The organism is Bacillus sp. MMSF_3353 (genome assembly GCF_030733445.1).
In the GTDB taxonomy this organism is placed as follows: domain Bacteria; phylum Bacillota; class Bacilli; order Bacillales; family Bacillaceae_G; genus Bacillus_A; species Bacillus_A wiedmannii.
The window spans coordinates 886,297-905,399 of sequence record NZ_JASHJA010000001.1; the positions used below are offsets into that span (position 1 = coordinate 886,297).

The window sequence follows — 19,103 nt, forward strand, 5'->3', positions numbered from 1 at the left end:
TATGTAATACGGAATTTTACTATGTTCCTTACATATGAAAGTTTTTAGAAAGAGCCTCATGTAAGTATAGTGAGGAAGAAAAGTTGATTTTTCATTTCTAAAAACTGTATATTGAAGAGGAATATTCCTATATACGTAAAGGAGGGCTATAAATGAAACTAATGGAACAACAGTTACATGAGTTAGGTGGTTTGCGAGTACATATTATTCCGACTGATAAATATAAAACAAATACTTTTGTATTTCGTTTTAAAGCACCTTTAAATGAGGAGACGGTGACAGAGCGTGCCCTATTGCCATACGTATTGCAAAGTGCGACAGAAAAGCTTCCTTCTGTAATTCGTCTTCGTCAATATTTAGAAGAATTATACGGATCTTCTTTGGCAGTAGATGTAAGTAAAAAAGGAGAAGACCATATTATCTCTATTTATGTAGACATTGCAAATGAAGTATATTTACATGATGCACCACCGCTATTTGAAAAAGCGCTTTCTATGTTATCGGATATCGTTTTACATCCAGCAACAGAGGGGAATGGTTTTTTACCTTCTATCGTAGAAAGTGAAAAGAGAGCGCTCTTGCAACGAATTGAAGCTACGTACGATGATAAAATGCGCTATGCAAACGAGCGTTTAATTGAAGAAATGTGCAAAGTAGAACCGTATCGTTTAAGTGCACATGGGAAAAAAGAGATTGTTTCTTCTATTACAAATGAAAGTTTGTATCAATATTATCAAAAAGTGTTAGCAGAAGATGAAATGGATCTATACATTATTGGTGATATTTCAGAAAACGCAGTGGATCTTGTAAGTAAGTATTTTTCTATTTCAGCGCGTCCTGCGAGAGAAAGAAATGTACTTCTTCATAAGAGAAATAATGAAGAAAAAGAAGTTGTTGAAAAACAAGAATTAAAACAAAGTAAATTACACATTGGTTATCGTACGTTTATTACGTATAAAGACGAAGATTATTTTGCGCTACAATTGTTCAATGGATTGTTTGGAGGATTTTCTCATTCGAAGTTATTCGTTAACGTTCGTGAAAAAAATAGTTTAGCGTACTATGCGGCATCCCGCTTTGAAAGTCATAAAGGCTTATTGTTTGTCATGTCAGGGATCGAAGCGAAAAATTATGAAAAAGCTGTTGAGATTATTAAAGAACAAATGTTAGCGATGCAAAATGGTGATTTTTCTGAAGAAGAGATGCATCAAACGAAAAGTGTTATTCAAAATCAAATATTAGAGGCGATTGATACACCACGCGGATTTGTGGAGATGCTGTATCATGGTATTATTTCAGATCGTACGCGTCCGGTTGAAGAATGGCTTACAGGCATTGAAAGTGTGACGAAAGAAGAGATTGTGAAAGTTGCTAAAAATATTGAACTAGATACAATTTACTTTTTACAAGGAACGGAGGGAGAATAAATGGAGAAAATTGTTTATGAGCAATTAAAAGAGACACTCTATTATGAAAAACTTCCTAATGGATTAGATGTATATATTTTACCGAAGCAAGGATTTAATAAAACATTTGCAACGTTTACGACAAAATATGGTTCTATGGATAATACATTCGTACCACTAGGTAAAGAAGAAATGGTTCGTGTGCCTGATGGAATTGCTCATTTTCTTGAACATAAATTATTTGAAAAAGAAGATCACGATGCTTTCCAATTGTTTAGTAAACAAGGAGCATCAGCAAATGCTTTCACATCTTTCACAAGAACAGCTTACCTGTTTTCATGTACATCAAATGTAGAACAAAATTTAAATACATTGTTAAACTTCGTACAAGAGCCTTACTTCTCTGAAAAAACAGTTGAAAAAGAGAAGGGGATTATTGGGCAAGAAATTCAAATGTATCAAGATAATCCAGATTGGCGCTTATACTTTGGATTAATTGATAGCTTGTTTGTAAAGCACCCAATTAAAATTGATATTGCAGGGACAATCGAGTCTATTAGTAAAATTACGAAAGACTTATTATATGAATGTTATGAAACATTTTATCATCCGAGCAATATGTTATTGTTCGTTGTGGGGGCAATTGATCCAGAGAAAACAATGGATTTAGTACGTGAAAATCAAGCGAAAAAAGATTATAAAAACCAGCCAGAAATTGTACGTTCATTTGAAGAAGAACCAGATGAGGTAAATGAAAAGAAGAAAATTATTTCCATGCCTGTACAAACACCGAAATGTTTAGTTGGTATTAAAGCGACAAATTTAAAAGAAAAAGGGAAAGCCCTTTTAAAACAAGAAATTGCGCTTACGTTACTTTTAGATTATTTATTTGGGAAAAGCTCCGTTCATTACGAATCTTTATATAATGAAGGTCTTATTGATGATTCGTTCTCGTATGATTATACGGAAGAGAATAACTTCGGTTTTGCAATGGTTGGCGGCGATACGAAGCAACCTGATGAGCTGGAAGAGCGTTTGAAAAGCATTTTACTAAATACAAATTATGATCAATTAGATGAGGTGGCATTAGAACGAGTAAAGAAAAAGAAAATAGGTGGCTTTTTACGCTCGTTGAATTCGCCGGAATATATTGCAAATCAATTTACACGATATGCGTTTAATGAATCTAGTCTGTTTGAGGCATTGACTGTATTAGAAAGTTTAACTGTTCAAGATTTACAAGAAGTAGCCAAATTATTATTATCAGAAGAGAAAATGAGTGTTTGTCAAGTTTTACCGAAAAAATAAAAGATTTCATAATAATACCCTCATCTTATCATTGATAAATTGTAAGATGAGGGTATTATTTATAAGAGAAAGATTTTGTTGAGATAAGAGAGGAATTGTATGAAAAAGTATGCATTAGTAACTGGAGGAAGCGGAGGGATTGGCTCTGCTATTTCAAAACAATTAATTCAAGATGGATATACAGTATATGTTCATTATAATAACGGTGAAGAGAAAGTGAACGAATTGCAGAAAGAATGGGGTGAAGTGATTCCTGTTCAAGCGAATTTAGCTTCTACTGATGGGGCAGAGCAGTTGTGGGAACAAATTGAACATCCTCTTGATGTTATCGTATATGCAGCTGGGAAGAGTATCTTTGGACTCGTAACAGATGTAACGAACGATGAATTGAATTATATGGTAGAACTTCAAGTGAAGAGTATCTATAAATTATTATCAAGGGCGCTGCCATCTATGATTCAGCGGAGAAGTGGTAATATTGTACTTGTTTCTTCTATATGGGGCCAAATCGGCGCATCATGTGAAGTGCTTTACTCGATGGTAAAAGGTGCACAGAATTCATATGTGAAAGCTTTAGCGAAAGAAGTTTCATTAAGTGGATTAAGGGTTAACGCGGTGGCGCCAGGTGCAATTGAAACGGAAATGTTACAAGTATTTTCAGAAGAGGATAAGAATGAAATTGCTGAAGAGATCCCGTTAGGCAGGTTGGGACTACCAGAAGAGGTAGCGAAAACAGTGTCATTCCTCGTATCACCAGGAGCATCTTACATAACTGGACAAATTATCGGAGTAAATGGTGGTTGGCATTGCTAAAAATTCCTTACATAAAAAATGAAAAACTGTACAAATTAAGCATGATTCTATTACTAAGTAGCGAGGTGCTTACACATGTCAGTTTTAGATAATTTTGATCAATGGAAGAGCTTTTTAGGAGAACGTTTAGAACAGGCATCAGGAAAAGGTCTTGATGGTGGTGCTGTATCAGATATGGCATTTCGTGTTGGAGATTATTTAGCAAATGAAGTAGAAGCGCGCAACGATCAAGAGAAATTATTGTCTGAGCTTTGGAAAGTTGCTGATGAACAAGAGCAACATACAATCGCAAACTTAATGGTGAAGTTTGTACAGCATAAGTAAAAAATAGAGAGGAGATTCTCCTCTCTATTTTTTTTGTATAATAATTGAACGGGATAGATTATACATTTAGCTTCCCTATTAAGGTGAAATCATATAATATAGTACGTAGGTGTAAAGTAAGCAAGGGGAGTGATCTTGGATGATTGAATGGTATTTTGAATATGAAATACATAAAAACCGACCTGGCTTGCTTGGTGACGTTTCTTCGTTAATCGGTATGCTCGGCATTAATATTGTCACAATTAATGGTGTAGATAATGCACGACGTGGATTACTCCTTATGTGTGATAATCAAGAGCAAATCTCTAGACTTGAATCAATTTTAAATACGATGGATAACATAACGGTAACGAAATATCGTCCGCCAAAGCTAAGAGATAAGCTAGCGGTTAGACATGGTAGGTACATACAACGAGATGCAGATGATAAGAAGACATTTCGATTTGTACGTGATGAATTAGGGTTACTTGTAGACTTTATGGCTGAAATAATGAAAAAAGAAGGTCATAAACTAATCGGGATACGAGGAATGCCTCGTGTCGGAAAAACAGAATCCATTGTTGCCGCAAGTGTTTGTGCAAATAAAAGATGGTTATTTGTATCATCTACTCTTATTAAGCAAACTGTTCGTAGTCAATTGATTGAAGATGAGTATAGCGACGACAATATTTTTATCTTAGATGGAATCGTGTCAACAAAGCGTGCTAACGAAAGGCATTGGCAGCTTGTTCGTGAAATTATGAGATTACCTGCAACGAAAGTTGTGGAACATCCTGACGTATTTGTGAGTCAGTCAGAATACACATTGGATGATTTTGATTATATTATCGAGTTGCGTAACGATTATGATGAAGAAATTCAATATAATTTAGTAGATGAAATTGAGCAAGGTACGCAAAATAATTTCTCTATGTTTGACTTTTAAAGAAATATTGAGGTGTTAGTAGTGACAGAATTAGGACAAAAGCTGAAAGAAGCAAGAGGAACGAAGGGCTTGTCTATGGATCAGCTGCATGAGATTACAAAAATTCAAAAACGCCATTTAGTAGCGATTGAGGAAGGCAATTATGATGTATTGCCCGGAGCTTTTTATGCGCGTGCATTCATTAAACAATACGCAGATGCGGTTGGGTTAAATGGAGAGGAACTGCTTGTAGAATATCAGAGTACGATACCACAATCTGAAAAACGCGACGTTCCGCAAGTATCAACAGGACAGAAAACACAAGAAACAATGCAAAAATCTTCATCATGGCCAATTGCAGATCATATGCCGAAAGTTTTAGTTGCGCTATTAGTAATTGCATTTGGAGTGGTAATTTGGTTTGTTTTCCAAGCGTTAACTGGAAAAGGTGATGAGAAAGTTCCGAATGCTCAAAGTGAGAAAATTGAAGTTAAAAAAGCAGAAAACTCTCCGTTAGATACGAAGAAAGATGAAGTGAAAGCGGAAGAGCCGAAAAAAGAGGAACCAAAGAAAGAAGAGCCAAAGAAAGAGGAACAACCAGCACAACCAACGGGACAAGAAGAAGTAAAAGTAGTTGGTACAACTGGTAAAGTATCTACTTTGGAAATTCATAACAATAAAACATTAGAACTGGAAATATCGGGTAAAGGTGCGAGTTATGTAGATGTTAAAGATGATGCGGGGAATGTGATTCTAAACGCTACAGTACAAGAGGGCCAAATAGAAAAACGTGATGTATCAACATTAAAAGAAGTGCGACTTAATATTGGGAATGCAACGAATGTTGAAGTTAAACTGAATGGCCAAGTGGTCGCTTATCCATTGGATCCAGAAAAAGAACTTCACCAAAGATTGGTGATAAAAAACCAAGGGATAGGGCAACCTGCACAATAATAGTCATCGCCTCGATGACTTTTTTCAATGAACAAATGTTTTTGATATGATGGAGGAATAGCTGTGAATTTACCAAATAAAATTACAATATCTAGAATCTTCTTAATTCCAATTTTTATGGTAATTATGTTAGCGCCCTTTGATTGGGGTTCATACACAATTGGTGATGTTGATTTACCAATTCAACATTTAGTAGGGGCACTTATCTTTATTATTGCTTCGGCTACAGATTGGATTGATGGACATTACGCAAGAAAGTATAATCTTGTAACGAATTTAGGGAAGTTTCTTGACCCGTTAGCTGATAAATTACTTGTTTCAGCAGCGCTTATTACATTAGTTGAGATGCAATACGTACCTGCTTGGATCGTTATTGTAATTATCAGCCGTGAGTTTGCAGTAACTGGTTTACGCCTTGTACTTGCTGGAACAGGAGAAGTAGTGGCAGCAAATCAGTTAGGGAAAATTAAGACGTGGACACAAATTATTGCAATTGCGGCGTATTTATTACACGATGTACCTTTAAATTTAATCCATATCCCAGTTGCTGATATTTTCATATGGATTGCATTAATCTTTACTGTTATTTCAGGGTGGGATTATTTCTGGAAAAATAGAGCTGCTTTTGTAAACTCAAAATAGAAGTTTATGGGGGTATTGGGATGAATGCTGAAATTATTGCGGTTGGAACTGAATTATTACTTGGACAAATTGCAAATACAAATGCCCAGTTTTTATCTGAAAAGTTAGCTTCAATCGGAATTAATGTGTACTACCATACTGTAGTTGGAGATAATAACAAGCGATTACAGCAGGCGATTGAAGTTGCGGAAGAACGTGCTGACATACTTATTTTCACAGGTGGATTAGGCCCGACAAAAGATGATTTGACGAAAGAAACGATATCTTCTAGGTTGGGTGAAGAGCTTGTATATGATGAAAAGGCATTAGCATCGATAAGCGAGTACTTTAAGCGTACAGGTCGCGAGTTCACAGAGAATAATAAAAAGCAAGCGCTCGTTTTGAATGGAGCAACTGTATTTGCGAATGATCACGGCATGGCACCTGGTATGGGGCTAAATAAGAACAGGAAAGTTTATATTTTATTACCAGGACCACCGAAAGAGATGAAGCCGATGTATATAAGTTATGTAGAGCCTTTTTTACGTAACTTTACAACAGGAGAAAACATTTATTCTCGTGTGCTTCGCTTTTTCGGGATTGGGGAATCTCAATTAGAAGTGAAAGTTCAAGATTTAATTGATGGACAAACGAACCCGACAATCGCCCCCCTTGCGAATGATGGAGAAGTGACACTACGTTTAACTGCCAAACATCAAAATGCTGATGAAACTGCGAAACGCATTCAGCATATGGAAGATTTGATTTTAGAAAGAGTAGGAAAATTTTTCTACGGGTATGATCAAGAGTTTCTGCATGATAAGGCGATAGAGTTATTGAAGAAAAAAGGATTAACTTTAGCGTGTGCAGAAAGTTTAACCGGTGGTCTCTTTGGCAATCAAGTAACAGAAAGTGCTGGTGTGTCTTCAGTATTTAAAGGCGGTATCATTTGTTATCATAATGATGTGAAGCAACATGTTTTACATGTACCTGCGGAAGTGTTGTCTACTGATGGTGCAGTTAGTAAAGAATGTGCTCGTTATCTTGCTGAAAATGTTAAGGGCTTATTAAAAGCGGATATCGGAATTAGTTTCACTGGGGTAGCAGGACCGGATGCTTCAGAACATAAAGAGCCGGGAACAGTATTCGTTGGATTGGCGATTAAGGATGAACCAACTGTAGTCTTTCCTCTTATTTTAAGTGGAAGTCGTCAACAAATTAGGGAACGTTCGGTGAAATATGGATTTTATCATTTATATAAAAAGCTAGAAGAGATATAAGTTTCTTCTAGCTTTTTTTATGGTTAAACTCATTTTTATTTAATGGAAAATAAAAAAATCGAATAAATGTTCGATTTTGTTGGCAAATTGAATTGAAAATAGGTATAATAAGATTAGCAATTGAGTTAAGGAGGAATTTTGAATGAGTGATCGTCAAGCGGCGTTAGATATGGCGTTAAAACAAATAGAGAAGCAATTCGGTAAAGGTTCAATTATGAAATTAGGAGAACAAGCGGAGCGTAGAATTTCTACAATTTCAAGTGGTTCTTTAGCACTTGATGTGGCATTAGGGGTAGGCGGATACCCACGTGGCCGTATTATCGAAATTTATGGACCAGAAAGTTCAGGTAAAACAACAGTTTCATTACACGCAATCGCGGAAGTACAGCGTCAAGGTGGACAAGCAGCGTTTATTGATGCGGAGCATGCAATGGATCCTGTATATGCACAAAAATTAGGCGTTAACATAGATGAATTACTATTATCACAACCTGATACAGGGGAGCAAGGACTAGAAATCGCAGAAGCACTTGTACGAAGTGGCGCAGTTGATATTATCGTAATTGACTCTGTAGCAGCTCTTGTACCGAAAGCTGAGATTGAAGGAGACATGGGTGACTCACACGTAGGTCTACAAGCTCGTTTAATGTCTCAAGCACTTCGTAAGCTGTCAGGTGCAATCAATAAATCAAAAACAATCGCAATCTTTATTAACCAAATTCGTGAAAAAGTTGGGGTTATGTTCGGGAACCCAGAAACAACTCCAGGTGGTCGTGCGTTGAAATTCTATTCAACAGTTCGTCTTGAAGTGCGTCGTGCGGAGCAATTAAAGCAAGGTAACGACATCGTTGGTAATAAAACAAAAGTAAAAGTAGTTAAAAATAAAGTGGCACCACCATTCCGTGTTGCTGAAGTTGATATTATGTACGGAGAAGGTATTTCAAGAGAAGGTGAAATCTTAGATATGGCTTCTGAACTTGATATCGTTCAAAAGAGTGGTGCTTGGTACTCTTATAATGAAGAGCGTTTAGGGCAAGGTCGTGAAAATTCGAAGCAATTCTTAAAAGAGAATACGGATTTAAGAGAGGAAATTGCCTTCTTTGTTCGTGACCATCACGGAATTGGTGAAGACTCTGGTGCTGAAGAAACGGAAGATTCAAATCTTCAAGATTAAAAAATAAAAGACACGGTTCCGTGTCTTTTTTTTTTAATTATTATGAAAGCGTTGTATATCGTTGGAGATAAAATATTTAATCTGCCTAAAAGGCTATGTATAAAGAGGGATATATGCATGTTTTGTATGCATAAACTGGAATTCACTAAGGTTTTCCAGGATAATATGCTGTCTTCTTTTTAAATTCATATATGAATTAGAGCTGAAGGTAAAGAAAGTAAAAGTAGACAACGCTTGACAATGAAAATTGCGATAGATACAATGAGAATGTATATTTTTTCTTATATACGAAACACTCTTCTCAAGAAGAGAAGTAATATTCGGAGTAAGACTTAAATCTTGCCGAAATAATAATATGACATTTTAATTGTGAAATGAAGAAAGTCCCTTAAAAAAGCGGGACGACGGTCTTTGCTGTATGTTGGTATTCAATGTACATGCCGACAGTCTTTTTTCATTCATAGCAAGGGGAGGTGAAATCATGAGTAGTACAGTTTGGATACTCATCTCCATTTTGCTTGCAACAGTCGGTGCAGTTGTTGGCTTTTTTGTTCGAAAGTCTATTGCTGAAGCGAAGATTAATGGTGCAGCTAACGAAGCGAAACGTATTCTAGACGAAGCGAATCGTGAGGCTGAAGCACTTAAGAAAGAAGCGCTTTTAGAAGCAAAGGATGAAATTCATACACTTCGTACAGAAGCTGAATTAGAAATTCGTGACCGTAGAAGCGAATTACAAAAACAAGAAAATCGTTTAATGCAAAAAGAAGAGAACCTTGATCGTAAAGACGAAACGCTCGATAAACGCGAGCGACAGTTAGAAAAGAAAGAGGAATCTCTTGTAGCGAGACAACAACAGATTGAAGAGTTGGAAAGCAAAGTGGGAGAGTTAGTTCAAAAGCAACAAACAGAATTAGAGCGCATTTCCAATCTGACACGCGAACAAGCGAAAGCAATTATTCTTGGTAAAGTAGAAAGTGAAGTTTCTCATGAAATTGCCGTAATGGTAAAAGAAAGTGAAGTTCGTGCGAAAGAAGAAGCGGATAAGAAAGCAAAAGAGATTTTATCTCTTGCAATGCAAAGATGTGCAGCTGATCATGTTGCTGAAACAACCGTTTCGGTTGTAAATCTTCCAAATGACGAAATGAAGGGACGTATTATCGGACGTGAAGGTCGAAATATTCGTACGTTAGAAACGTTAACAGGTATTGACCTAATTATCGATGATACACCAGAAGCGGTTATCCTTTCTGGATTCGACCCAATTCGTCGTGAAACAGCTCGTATCGCTCTTGATAAACTAGTACAGGACGGACGTATTCACCCAGCGCGTATTGAAGAGATGGTCGAAAAATCAAGACGTGAAGTGGACGAGTATATTCGCGAAGTCGGAGAGCAAACAACGTTTGAAGTGGGTGTTCACGGATTACATCCAGATTTAATTAAGATTTTAGGTCGTTTAAAATACCGTACAAGTTACGGACAAAACGTCTTAAAACACTCTATGGAAGTTGCATATTTAACTGGACTTATGGCAGCGGAGCTTGGTGAGGATGAAAAACTAGCAAGACGTGCTGGTCTATTACATGATATCGGTAAAGCAATTGATCATGAAGTAGAAGGTAGCCACGTTGAAATTGGTGTCGAACTCGCAACGAAGTATAAAGAGCATCCTGTAGTTATAAACAGTATTGCATCTCACCATGGGGACACAGAACCAACTTCTATCATTGCAGTTTTAGTTGCAGCAGCAGATGCATTATCAGCTGCAAGACCTGGAGCTCGTAGTGAAACACTTGAGAACTATATTCGTCGTCTTGAAAAGTTGGAAGAGATTTCAGAGTCTTATGAAGGCGTAGAAAAATCATTCGCAATTCAAGCAGGACGAGAAGTTCGTATTCTGGTAAAACCAGATACAATTGATGATTTAGAAGCTCATCGTTTAGCTCGTGATATTCGAAAACGTATTGAGAATGAACTGGATTACCCAGGACATATTAAAGTAACTGTTATTCGTGAAACACGTGCAGTGGAATACGCAAAATAAAGTGGTGAAACACCACTTTATTTTTTTGTGTTGGAATTGGTTAAAATAAAGGGAATTAGTATACAAGTGAAACAAACTTATAATAAATATATTGTAAGGAAATCACTTGAAGCTATAGTAATAAAAAATGTAGTACATAGGAAGGGTAAGACATATGAGAATATTATTTGTTGGGGATGTAGTAGGATCTCCTGGTAGAGGTATGATTCAACAATACGTACCGGCATTAAAGAAGAAATATACACCTACAGTAACCATTATTAATGGAGAAAATGCAGCAGGTGGACGTGGAATTACGGAAAAAATATATCGAAACTTTTTAGAATGCGGGGCACAAGCGGTTACACTTGGAAACCACGCTTGGGATAACCGTGAAGTATTTGAATTTATTGATGACGCAAAATATCTTGCAAGACCAGCTAACTTCCCAGAAGGAACTCCAGGAAAAGGACTTATCTTTGTGAACTGCAATGGAACAGAAGTGGCAGTTATTAACTTACAAGGACGTACATTCCTTCCTCCAATTGATTGTCCATTCCGTAAAGTGGATGAATTAATTAACATTGCAAAAAAACGTACGAATATTATCTTTATTGATTTTCATGCGGAAACTACAAGTGAAAAACAAGCGTTAGGTTGGTATGTAGATGGTCGTGCTACAGCAGTAGTGGGTACACATACACATGTTCCTACAGCAGATAATCGTATTTTACCAAGCGGAACTGCATATATCACAGATGTTGGTATGACAGGTCCTTATGATGGGATTTTAGGTATGGATCGAGAAGCGGTATTGAAGAAGTTTTTAACAAACTTACCAGTACGATTTGAAGTGACAAGTGGTAGAACACAATTAAGTGCAGTGCTAGTTGATGTGGATCCTAATACAGGAAAAGCTAAGAAAATCCAGCGTATCTTAATTAATGATGATCAGCCATTTTTTGAGTAATTTCTGGGTAAGATTTAGAAAAGTTATTATTTTTTAATTTTTTAGAAAAATTACAGAAATTTAGCAGGAATACGCGTCATTCCTCGTGAATATAAGTTAAAGTGAAATAATTGCTAATACTTTTTATAGAAACGAGGAGGAAACGCGGAATGGAAATATTAAAAGTTAAAGCAACGTCGGTCCCTAATTCTGTAGCTGGTGCACTTGCAGGTGTTATTCGCGAACGCGGAACAGCAGAAATTCAAGCCATTGGTGCAGGTGCATTGAACCAAGCGGTAAAGGCAGTAGCAATTGCAAGAGGATTTGTAGCGCCTAGTGGTTTAGACCTGATTTGTATCCCAGCGTTCACAGATATTATGATTGATGGGGAAGAGCGTACAGCAATAAAATTAATTGTAGAACCTCGTTAAGCTTAAACAACCTGTTTGCAGTATGCAAACAGGTTGTTTTTATAATGGAGGAATGAAAATGAAAATTTTTGATGCTCATTGTGATGTGCTTCTTCAGTTATGGAGTGCACAAGGGAAAAAGAATTTTAAACATGATCCGCAATTACATATTACATTTGAACAATTAAAGAGAAGAAAAGGAAGTATACAATGTTTTGCTATATATGTGCCAGAAACAGTGGCATATGAAAACCGATTTGAAGTAGCATTACAAATGGTAGATATTTTTTATAATGAAATTTTATCCCTACCAGGTGTGAAGTTTATTCAGACAAAAGATGATATTAACATGTTAAAACAGGACGAGATTGGAGCGATATTAACACTAGAAGGATGCGAAGCAATTGGAAGAGATGCAATGAAATTACGGTTGTTGTATCGCCTAGGAGTACGTTCTTTTGGACTAACATGGAATTATGCCAATCTATTAGCTGATGGTGCGCTAGAGACACGTGGGGCAGGTTTAACGACTTTCGGTAAAGAAGTTGTACAAGAACTTAATACGTTACATGCATGGACTGATGTGTCTCATCTAAATGAAAGAAGTTTTTGGGATGTTGTAGAAAGTGCAAAAAATCCTATTGCTTCCCACTCAAACTGTATGAAACTTTGTCAGCATCCACGTAATTTAAACGATGAACAACTTAAAGCTCTTATAAAGCGAAATGGCATGATAGGTGTCACTTTTGTACCGCAGTTTCTAACAAATGAAAAACAAGCGAATATAGCAGATATAGTAAGACATATCGAATATATTTGTTCATTAGGTGGAGAGAACAATATAGGATTTGGTTCAGATTTTGATGGGATTTTAGAAACGGTTGTAAATGTATCAGCGTATCGAGATTATGAAAATGTAATTAATGAGCTTTGTAAACACTATGCTGCATCTACTGTAGAGCGATTTTTATATGATAATTTTGTTGAACATATAAGTTTTTGAGATTTTCGTTTTAAAAATCCAGAAAAATTAGAATTAATTCATTTGATATTATTGCTTTTTTTAAGACCTAATACTAGAATGAAAAACAAAATAGCTTTATACTAAAGATTCAGGGAAATCAGAAGAGGCATAATTTGCGTCCGTTGTAGTTTATTTGTATAAAAAATGCTAAACTATTACTGTAAAAAAATACACTACAATGAATGCAGCCAAAAGGGGTGTAGGAGATGATTAGTCAACTTTCATGGAAAGTTGGAGGCCAACAAGGTGAAGGAATTGAAAGTACAGGAGAAATCTTCTGTATTGCATTAAACCGATTAGGATATTACCTATACGGTTACCGCCACTTCTCATCACGTATTAAAGGCGGCCATACAAATAATAAAATTCGTGTAAGTACAACAGAAGTACGCGCGATCTCAGATGATTTAGATATTTTAATTGCTTTTGATCAAGAAACAATTGATTTTAACTTCCACGAACTACGTCCAGGTGGAATTGTAGTTGCGGATGCGAAATTTAATCCAACAATACCTGATAATACAGATGTAAATCTATATGTGATACCGTTTACAGATATTGCTTCAGAATTAGGTACATCATTAATGAAAAACATGGTTGCTGTTGGGGCATCAAGTGCGGTATTAGGATTAGATGAAACAGCTTATTTAAATGTTGTTGAAGAGATCTTTGGTCGTAAAGGAGAGCAAGTCGTTCAAAAGAATATGGACGCAATTAAACGTGGCTCTCAATATATGAAAGAGTTGCTAGGTGAGAAAGTTAACATGATGCAGCTTGAAAAAGCTGATGGTAAGAAACGCATGTTTATGATTGGAAACGATGCAATCGCATTTGGTGCGGTAGCTGGTGGTGCTCGCTTTATGTCTGCATATCCAATTACACCTGCATCTGAAATTATGGAATACTTAATTAAAAAATTACCAAAAGTTGGCGGAACAGTAATCCAAACTGAGGATGAAATTGCAGCTTGTACAATGGCAATCGGTGCAAACTATGCTGGTGTTCGTACATTAACTGCATCTGCTGGTCCGGGGCTATCTTTAATGATGGAAGCGATTGGTTTAGCGGGGATTACAGAAACACCATTAGTAATTGTTGATACACAACGTGGTGGTCCAAGTACAGGATTACCAACGAAACAAGAGCAGTCGGATTTAATGGCGATGATTTACGGTACGCACGGTGAGATTCCAAAAATCGTAATGGCGCCAAGTACAGTTGAAGAAGCTTTCTATGATATTGTAGAAGCATTTAACCTAGCTGAAGAATATCAAGTACCTGTTATTTTCTTAACGGATTTACAGCTTTCTTTAGGAAAACAAACTGTAGAACCGCTTACGTTAGATAAAGTGGAAATTCGTCGCGGTAAGCTTGATTTAGAAGCGGAATTACCAGAACGTGAAAATAAAGCATACTTCAAGCGTTATGAAGTAACCGAAGATGGCGTTTCACCACGTGTTTTACCTGGTATGAAAAATGGTGTTCACCATGTTACAGGTGTAGAACATGATGAAACTGGTAAACCATCTGAATCAGCAATAAACCGTAAAGATCAAATGGACAAACGTTTCCGTAAAATGGAGAACTTGAAGTTTAACACCCCTGTCTATAAAAATGTTAAGCATAAAGAAGCGGACGTATTGCTTGTTGGGTTTAACTCAACTCGTGGTGCAATCGAAGAGGCAATGGAGCGCTTAGAACAAGAGGGTATGAAAGTAAACCATGCTCATGTACGTTTAGTTCACCCGTTCCCAACAGCTGAAATCGATCCACTTGTGAAAAATGCGAAGCGTGTTGTAGTGGTAGAAAACAACGCAACAGGTCAGCTTGCTAACATTATGAAAATGAATCTTGGTAACGGTGAGAAAATTTCTAGTCTTTTAAAATATGATGGGAACCCATTCTTGCCGAAAGAGATTTACAACGAATGCAAAAAAGGGGTTGTATTAAATGGCAACATTTAAGGACTTTCGTAACAGCGTAAAACCAAACTGGTGCCCAGGTTGCGGAGACTTCTCGGTGCAAGCTGCAATTCAACGTGCGGCAGCTAACGTTGGTTTAAATCCAGATGAACTTGCTGTTATCTCCGGTATCGGCTGTTCAGGTCGTATTTCAGGTTATATTAATTCATATGGTGTGCATAGTATTCATGGTCGTGCCCTTCCGATTGCACAAGGTGTGAAAATGGCAAATCGTGATTTAACAGTTATCGCATCAGGTGGTGACGGTGATGGATTTGCGATTGGTATGGGACATACAATCCATTCTATTCGTCGTAACATCGACATTACGTACATCGTAATGGATAACCAAATTTACGGATTAACAAAAGGGCAAACTTCACCGCGTAGTGAAGCTGGATTTAAAACGAAAAGCACACCACAAGGTTCAATTGAACCGTCACTAAATGTTATGGAAATGGCTTTAACAGCTGGTGCTACATTTGTGGCGCAAAGCTTTTCAAGTGATTTAAAAGAACTAACACAAATTATTGAAGCTGGTATTAACCATAAAGGATTTTCATTAATTAACGTATACAGCCCATGTGTTACTTACAATAAAGTAAATACTTACGATTGGTTTAAAGAGAATTTAACAAAACTAAGTACAGTAGAGGGATATGATCCATCTAATCGCATGATGGCTATGCAAACGTTAATGGAAAATAACGGATTAGTAACAGGTTTAATATATCAAAATACAGCGCAACCTTCATACCAAGAACTTGTAAAAGGCTATAGTGAGAAGCCTTTAGTGCAAGCTGATTTAAATATGGATCAGAAAATGTTTGATGAACTCGTAGCTGAATTTATGTAATGCAAGAAGAGGAGGTTGCCATTTGGTAACCTTTTTTTATGAGTAAAAAATATAGGATAGTCTTATTTACTTAGAAAATTCAGAATGGTAAAATAATATATAAATCGTTGTATGAAAATGGCGAGTTCATTGCTGATGAAATGTAAGATCAGACAGAGCCTCTTTCTTGTTAAAATTGGCGCAACGCTTCATACTATGGTAATGTTTATAGGGATAAAGCAATATGCTTTTGGATAGGACAAAAAGAAGTATGAAAAGGGAATGTCTATTTGTGTGGGGAAGACTTCATTCTTATGAATGATTAGATTGATTACTCAAGTTTCAAAGGACAAGTTATCTCTCAAGCTATCTAACCATTTTTGAGGTGAGTCAAAGCGCATTAAAATGGACTATAGAGTGTGTATAGTTAAGGGTGAAAGGAGATTACCAATGAACGAGCAACAACGATTAGCAAGTCGACAAGCAAATTCCTCTACGAAAAAAGAAGAGAAAGATTATAGTAAATACTTTGAAAGTGTATACCAACCACCTTCCTTAAAAGACGCGAAAAAACGAGGAAAAGAAGAAGTTAAAATTGAACGGGATTTTGGCTTATCTGAAGAATTTCGCAATTTTGGTACAGGAAGAAAGTTCTATATTCGTACATATGGTTGTCAAATGAATGAGCATGATACGGAAGTAATGGCGGGTATTTTCACCGCACTTGGATATGAGCCAACCTTTTCAACTGAAGATGCAGATGTAGTTTTATTAAATACTTGTGCAATTCGTGAAAATGCTGAAAATAAAGTTTTCGGTGAACTAGGTCATTTAAAGTCATTAAAAAGAAGAAATCCGGACCTTTTAATTGGTGTATGTGGTTGTATGTCTCAAGAAGAATCTGTTGTAAATAAAATTATGCAAAAAAATCAGCATGTAGATATGGTGTTTGGAACGCATAATATTCATAGATTGCCGTATATTCTTAAAGATGCGATGTTCTCGAAGGAGACGGTAGTTGAAGTTTGGTCAAAAGAAGGGGATGTAATTGAAAACCTTCCGAAAGTACGCCGTGGTGATATTAAAGCTTGGGTAAATATTATGTATGGCTGTGATAAGTTCTGTACATATTGTATCGTGCCGTATACACGTGGAAAAGAGCGAAGCAGACGTCCAGAAGACATTATCCAAGAAATTCGTCATTTAGCTGCGAATGGTTATAAAGAAATTACATTACTTGGCCAGAACGTAAATGCATATGGTAAAGACTTTGAAGATTTTGAATACGGTCTTGGCGATTTAATGGACGAACTCCGTAAAGTTGATATTGCCCGTATTCGTTTTACAACGAGCCATCCACGTGATTTCGATGATCACTTAATTGAAGTGCTTGGAAAAGGTGGAAACTTAGTAGAACATATTCACTTACCAGTTCAATCTGGAAGCACAGATATGTTAAAAATTATGGCGCGCAAATATTCACGTGAGCATTATTTAGAACTTGTAAGAAAAATTAAAGAAGCAATTCCAAATGCAGTATTCACAACTGATATTATCGTTGGTTTCCCGAATGAAACAGATGAGCAATTTGAAGAAACGATGTCGTTATATCGTGAAGTAGGATTTGATACTGCCTTTACCTTTATTTATTCTCCGCGCGAAGGTACACCAGCTGCAAAAATGAAAGATAATGTACCGATGGAAGTGAAAAAAGAACGTCTTCAACGCTTAAATACACTAGTAAATACGTTGGCGATTGAAAAGAATAATCGTTACAAAGGTCAAATTGTAGAAGTGTTAGTTGATGGGGAAAGTAAAAATAATCCAGAAGTACTCGCAGGTTATACTCGTACGAATAAACTTGTAAACTTCGTCGCTTCAAAATCTTTAATTGGTCAGCTTGTGAAAGTAAAAGTAACGGAAGCAAAAACTTGGTCTCTTAACGGGGAATTAGTTGAAGAGCCGATTGAGGTGGAATAATAGATGAAAGCATATTCGAAAGATGAAATTGTTGAACAAGCGAAAGAATTAGCAAAAATGATTTCTGAAACAGAAGAAGTTGATTTCTTTAAGAAAGCAGAGGCGCAAATTCATAAAAATGAAAATGTAAAGCGCGCAATTGATGAAATTAAAGCACTGCAAAAACAAGCAGTAAACTTGCAGCATTACGGGAAATGGGAAGCTTTGAAAAAAGTAGAAGCTGACATTGATGCATTGCAAGATAAGTTGGATAGTATCCCAGTTGTGCAAGAATTTAAATCTTCACAAACATATGTAAATGACTTACTGCAGCTAGTTGCAAGTACGATTTCTAACAACGTAACAGATGAAATATTAATTTCAACTAATGGCGATGTATTGAAGGGTGAAACGGGCGCAGCGGTAGAAAGTAAAAAAGGAAATTGTGGTTGTTAAAGAGATGTCGAATTGACATCTCTTTTTTTAATGGGTTAAACGTAAGTTCTTCTCGAAAAAAGAATGACACATTCCGCTATTGTCACGCATATGATTAAGTGAATAGTGATTGAGGAGGGTTACGAATGTCCGAATTTAGAGAGATTATTACAAAAGCAGTGGTTGGAAAAGGACGTAAGTATACAAAGTCAACGCATACATGTGAATCGAATAATGAGCCAACAAGTATTTTAGGGTGCTGGGTAATTAACCACTCGTACGAAGCAAGAAAGAATGGAAAGCATGTGGAAATTGAAGGTTTCTATGATGTGAACACTTGGTATTCATTTGATGGTAATACAAAGACAGAAGTTGTAACAGAACGTGTGAACTACACTGATGAAGTGAGTATTGGGTATCGTGATAAAAACTTTTCTGGTGATGATTTAGAAATTATTGCTCGTGTCATTCAGCCACCAAATTGTTTAGAAGCTCTTGTATCACCAAATGGTAATAAAATTGTTGTAACTGTAGAACGTGAATTTGTAACAGAAGTAGTTGGGGAAACGAAAATTTGTGTAAGTGTAAATCCTGAAGGCTGCGTAGAATCAGACGAGGATTTCCAAGTCGATGATGATGAGTTTGAAGAATTAGATCCGAACTTTATCGTCGATGCAGAAGAAGAGTAATAGAAAGCTAGGGAGAAGTTCTTCCTAGCTTTTT

The 19,103-nt window shown here is 36.5% G+C and carries 18 protein-coding genes; all 18 read left to right on the forward strand.

Features of this window, described 5'->3' with window-relative positions:
• The first annotated feature begins 152 nt into the window (after nucleotides 1-152).
• The 18 genes from yfmF to cotE all read left to right on the forward strand — a co-directional run bounded on the left by yfmF (nucleotide 153) and on the right by cotE (nucleotide 19,069).
• Complete coding sequence (yfmF, locus tag RBB48_RS04810; RefSeq protein ID WP_048545971.1) at nucleotides 153-1,427, forward strand: EF-P 5-aminopentanol modification-associated protein YfmF; 1,275 nt, start codon at nucleotides 153-155, stop codon at nucleotides 1,425-1,427.
• Nucleotides 1,428-2,714, forward strand: a complete 1,287-nt coding sequence (gene yfmH / locus RBB48_RS04815) for an EF-P 5-aminopentanol modification-associated protein YfmH (protein WP_048545969.1) — start codon at nucleotides 1,428-1,430, stop codon at nucleotides 2,712-2,714. It begins immediately after the preceding gene.
• A gap of 99 nt (nucleotides 2,715-2,813) precedes the next feature.
• Nucleotides 2,814-3,527, forward strand: a complete 714-nt coding sequence (gene ymfI, locus RBB48_RS04820; RefSeq protein ID WP_000759593.1) for an elongation factor P 5-aminopentanone reductase — start codon at nucleotides 2,814-2,816, stop codon at nucleotides 3,525-3,527.
• 75 nt (nucleotides 3,528-3,602) lie between these two features.
• Nucleotides 3,603-3,851 (forward strand): DUF3243 domain-containing protein, encoded by a 249-nt coding sequence (locus RBB48_RS04825; RefSeq protein ID WP_000114455.1) that lies wholly within the window; start codon nucleotides 3,603-3,605, stop codon nucleotides 3,849-3,851.
• A 139-nt stretch (nucleotides 3,852-3,990) separates the two neighbouring features.
• Complete coding sequence (locus tag RBB48_RS04830) at nucleotides 3,991-4,776, forward strand: DUF3388 domain-containing protein (protein ID WP_000574107.1); 786 nt, start codon at nucleotides 3,991-3,993, stop codon at nucleotides 4,774-4,776.
• 21 nt (nucleotides 4,777-4,797) lie between these two features.
• The gene (locus RBB48_RS04835) at nucleotides 4,798-5,709 is read left to right on the forward strand and encodes a helix-turn-helix domain-containing protein (protein WP_000137490.1); all 912 of its coding nucleotides are present in this window, start codon (nucleotides 4,798-4,800) and stop codon (nucleotides 5,707-5,709) included.
• A 63-nt stretch (nucleotides 5,710-5,772) separates the two neighbouring features.
• A complete protein-coding gene (gene pgsA, locus RBB48_RS04840; protein WP_046956497.1) occupies nucleotides 5,773-6,351 on the forward strand; it encodes a CDP-diacylglycerol--glycerol-3-phosphate 3-phosphatidyltransferase in 579 nt (192 codons plus the stop codon).
• Between the two features lie 20 nt (nucleotides 6,352-6,371).
• Entirely contained in the window at nucleotides 6,372-7,610 is a 1,239-nt protein-coding gene (gene cinA / locus RBB48_RS04845; protein WP_306007432.1) for a competence/damage-inducible protein CinA, read from the forward strand.
• A gap of 142 nt (nucleotides 7,611-7,752) precedes the next feature.
• Nucleotides 7,753-8,784: a recombinase RecA gene (gene recA / locus RBB48_RS04850; RefSeq protein ID WP_048545964.1), complete on the forward strand. Its 1,032-nt coding sequence runs from the start codon at nucleotides 7,753-7,755 to the stop codon at nucleotides 8,782-8,784.
• A gap of 481 nt (nucleotides 8,785-9,265) precedes the next feature.
• A complete protein-coding gene (gene rny, locus RBB48_RS04855; protein ID WP_048545962.1) occupies nucleotides 9,266-10,828 on the forward strand; it encodes a ribonuclease Y in 1,563 nt (520 codons plus the stop codon).
• A gap of 154 nt (nucleotides 10,829-10,982) precedes the next feature.
• Complete coding sequence (locus RBB48_RS04860; RefSeq protein ID WP_001221093.1) at nucleotides 10,983-11,777, forward strand: TIGR00282 family metallophosphoesterase; 795 nt, start codon at nucleotides 10,983-10,985, stop codon at nucleotides 11,775-11,777.
• A 149-nt stretch (nucleotides 11,778-11,926) separates the two neighbouring features.
• Entirely contained in the window at nucleotides 11,927-12,187 is a 261-nt protein-coding gene (gene spoVS / locus RBB48_RS04865) for a stage V sporulation protein SpoVS (RefSeq protein WP_000404341.1), read from the forward strand.
• A 58-nt stretch (nucleotides 12,188-12,245) separates the two neighbouring features.
• Nucleotides 12,246-13,169 (forward strand): dipeptidase, encoded by a 924-nt coding sequence (locus RBB48_RS04870; RefSeq protein ID WP_306007433.1) that lies wholly within the window; start codon nucleotides 12,246-12,248, stop codon nucleotides 13,167-13,169.
• A 227-nt stretch (nucleotides 13,170-13,396) separates the two neighbouring features.
• On the forward strand, nucleotides 13,397-15,154 hold the full coding sequence (locus RBB48_RS04875) for a 2-oxoacid:acceptor oxidoreductase subunit alpha (protein WP_048545957.1): 1,758 nt from the start codon (nucleotides 13,397-13,399) through the stop codon (nucleotides 15,152-15,154).
• Nucleotides 15,141-16,007, forward strand: coding sequence for a 2-oxoacid:ferredoxin oxidoreductase subunit beta (locus tag RBB48_RS04880; RefSeq protein ID WP_000190158.1), 867 nt, complete (start codon nucleotides 15,141-15,143; stop codon nucleotides 16,005-16,007). The genes RBB48_RS04875 and RBB48_RS04880 overlap by 14 nt, the downstream gene beginning before the upstream one ends.
• A 429-nt stretch (nucleotides 16,008-16,436) precedes the next feature.
• On the forward strand, nucleotides 16,437-17,966 hold the full coding sequence (gene miaB, locus RBB48_RS04885; RefSeq protein ID WP_087985036.1) for a tRNA (N6-isopentenyl adenosine(37)-C2)-methylthiotransferase MiaB: 1,530 nt from the start codon (nucleotides 16,437-16,439) through the stop codon (nucleotides 17,964-17,966).
• 3 nt (nucleotides 17,967-17,969) lie between these two features.
• The gene (locus RBB48_RS04890) at nucleotides 17,970-18,401 is read left to right on the forward strand and encodes a YlbF/YmcA family competence regulator (RefSeq protein ID WP_000649386.1); all 432 of its coding nucleotides are present in this window, start codon (nucleotides 17,970-17,972) and stop codon (nucleotides 18,399-18,401) included.
• Nucleotides 18,402-18,526: 125 nt separating this feature from the next.
• Nucleotides 18,527-19,069: an outer spore coat protein CotE gene (gene cotE / locus RBB48_RS04895; protein ID WP_001288802.1), complete on the forward strand. Its 543-nt coding sequence runs from the start codon at nucleotides 18,527-18,529 to the stop codon at nucleotides 19,067-19,069.
• Nucleotides 19,070-19,103 lie beyond the last annotated feature (34 nt).

Excerpts from the sequence above, each read along its gene's own strand:
- yfmF (WP_048545971.1), top strand. The coding sequence starts at position 153 with ATGAAACTAATGGAACAACAGTTACATGAGTTAGGTGGTTTGCGAGTA.
- yfmH (WP_048545969.1), top strand. The coding sequence starts at position 1,428 with ATGGAGAAAATTGTTTATGAGCAATTAAAAGAGACACTCTATTATGAA.
- ymfI (WP_000759593.1), top strand. The coding sequence starts at position 2,814 with ATGAAAAAGTATGCATTAGTAACTGGAGGAAGCGGAGGGATTGGCTCT.
- RBB48_RS04825 (WP_000114455.1), top strand. The coding sequence starts at position 3,603 with ATGTCAGTTTTAGATAATTTTGATCAATGGAAGAGCTTTTTAGGAGAA.
- RBB48_RS04830 (WP_000574107.1), top strand. The coding sequence starts at position 3,991 with ATGATTGAATGGTATTTTGAATATGAAATACATAAAAACCGACCTGGC.
- cinA (WP_306007432.1), top strand. The coding sequence starts at position 6,372 with ATGAATGCTGAAATTATTGCGGTTGGAACTGAATTATTACTTGGACAA.
- recA (WP_048545964.1), top strand. The coding sequence starts at position 7,753 with ATGAGTGATCGTCAAGCGGCGTTAGATATGGCGTTAAAACAAATAGAG.
- rny (WP_048545962.1), top strand. The coding sequence starts at position 9,266 with ATGAGTAGTACAGTTTGGATACTCATCTCCATTTTGCTTGCAACAGTC.
- RBB48_RS04860 (WP_001221093.1), top strand. The coding sequence starts at position 10,983 with ATGAGAATATTATTTGTTGGGGATGTAGTAGGATCTCCTGGTAGAGGT.
- spoVS (WP_000404341.1), top strand. The coding sequence starts at position 11,927 with ATGGAAATATTAAAAGTTAAAGCAACGTCGGTCCCTAATTCTGTAGCT.
- RBB48_RS04870 (WP_306007433.1), top strand. The coding sequence starts at position 12,246 with ATGAAAATTTTTGATGCTCATTGTGATGTGCTTCTTCAGTTATGGAGT.
- RBB48_RS04875 (WP_048545957.1), top strand. The coding sequence starts at position 13,397 with ATGATTAGTCAACTTTCATGGAAAGTTGGAGGCCAACAAGGTGAAGGA.
- RBB48_RS04880 (WP_000190158.1), top strand. The coding sequence starts at position 15,141 with ATGGCAACATTTAAGGACTTTCGTAACAGCGTAAAACCAAACTGGTGC.
- miaB (WP_087985036.1), top strand. The coding sequence starts at position 16,437 with ATGAACGAGCAACAACGATTAGCAAGTCGACAAGCAAATTCCTCTACG.
- RBB48_RS04890 (WP_000649386.1), top strand. The coding sequence starts at position 17,970 with ATGAAAGCATATTCGAAAGATGAAATTGTTGAACAAGCGAAAGAATTA.
- cotE (WP_001288802.1), top strand. The coding sequence starts at position 18,527 with ATGTCCGAATTTAGAGAGATTATTACAAAAGCAGTGGTTGGAAAAGGA.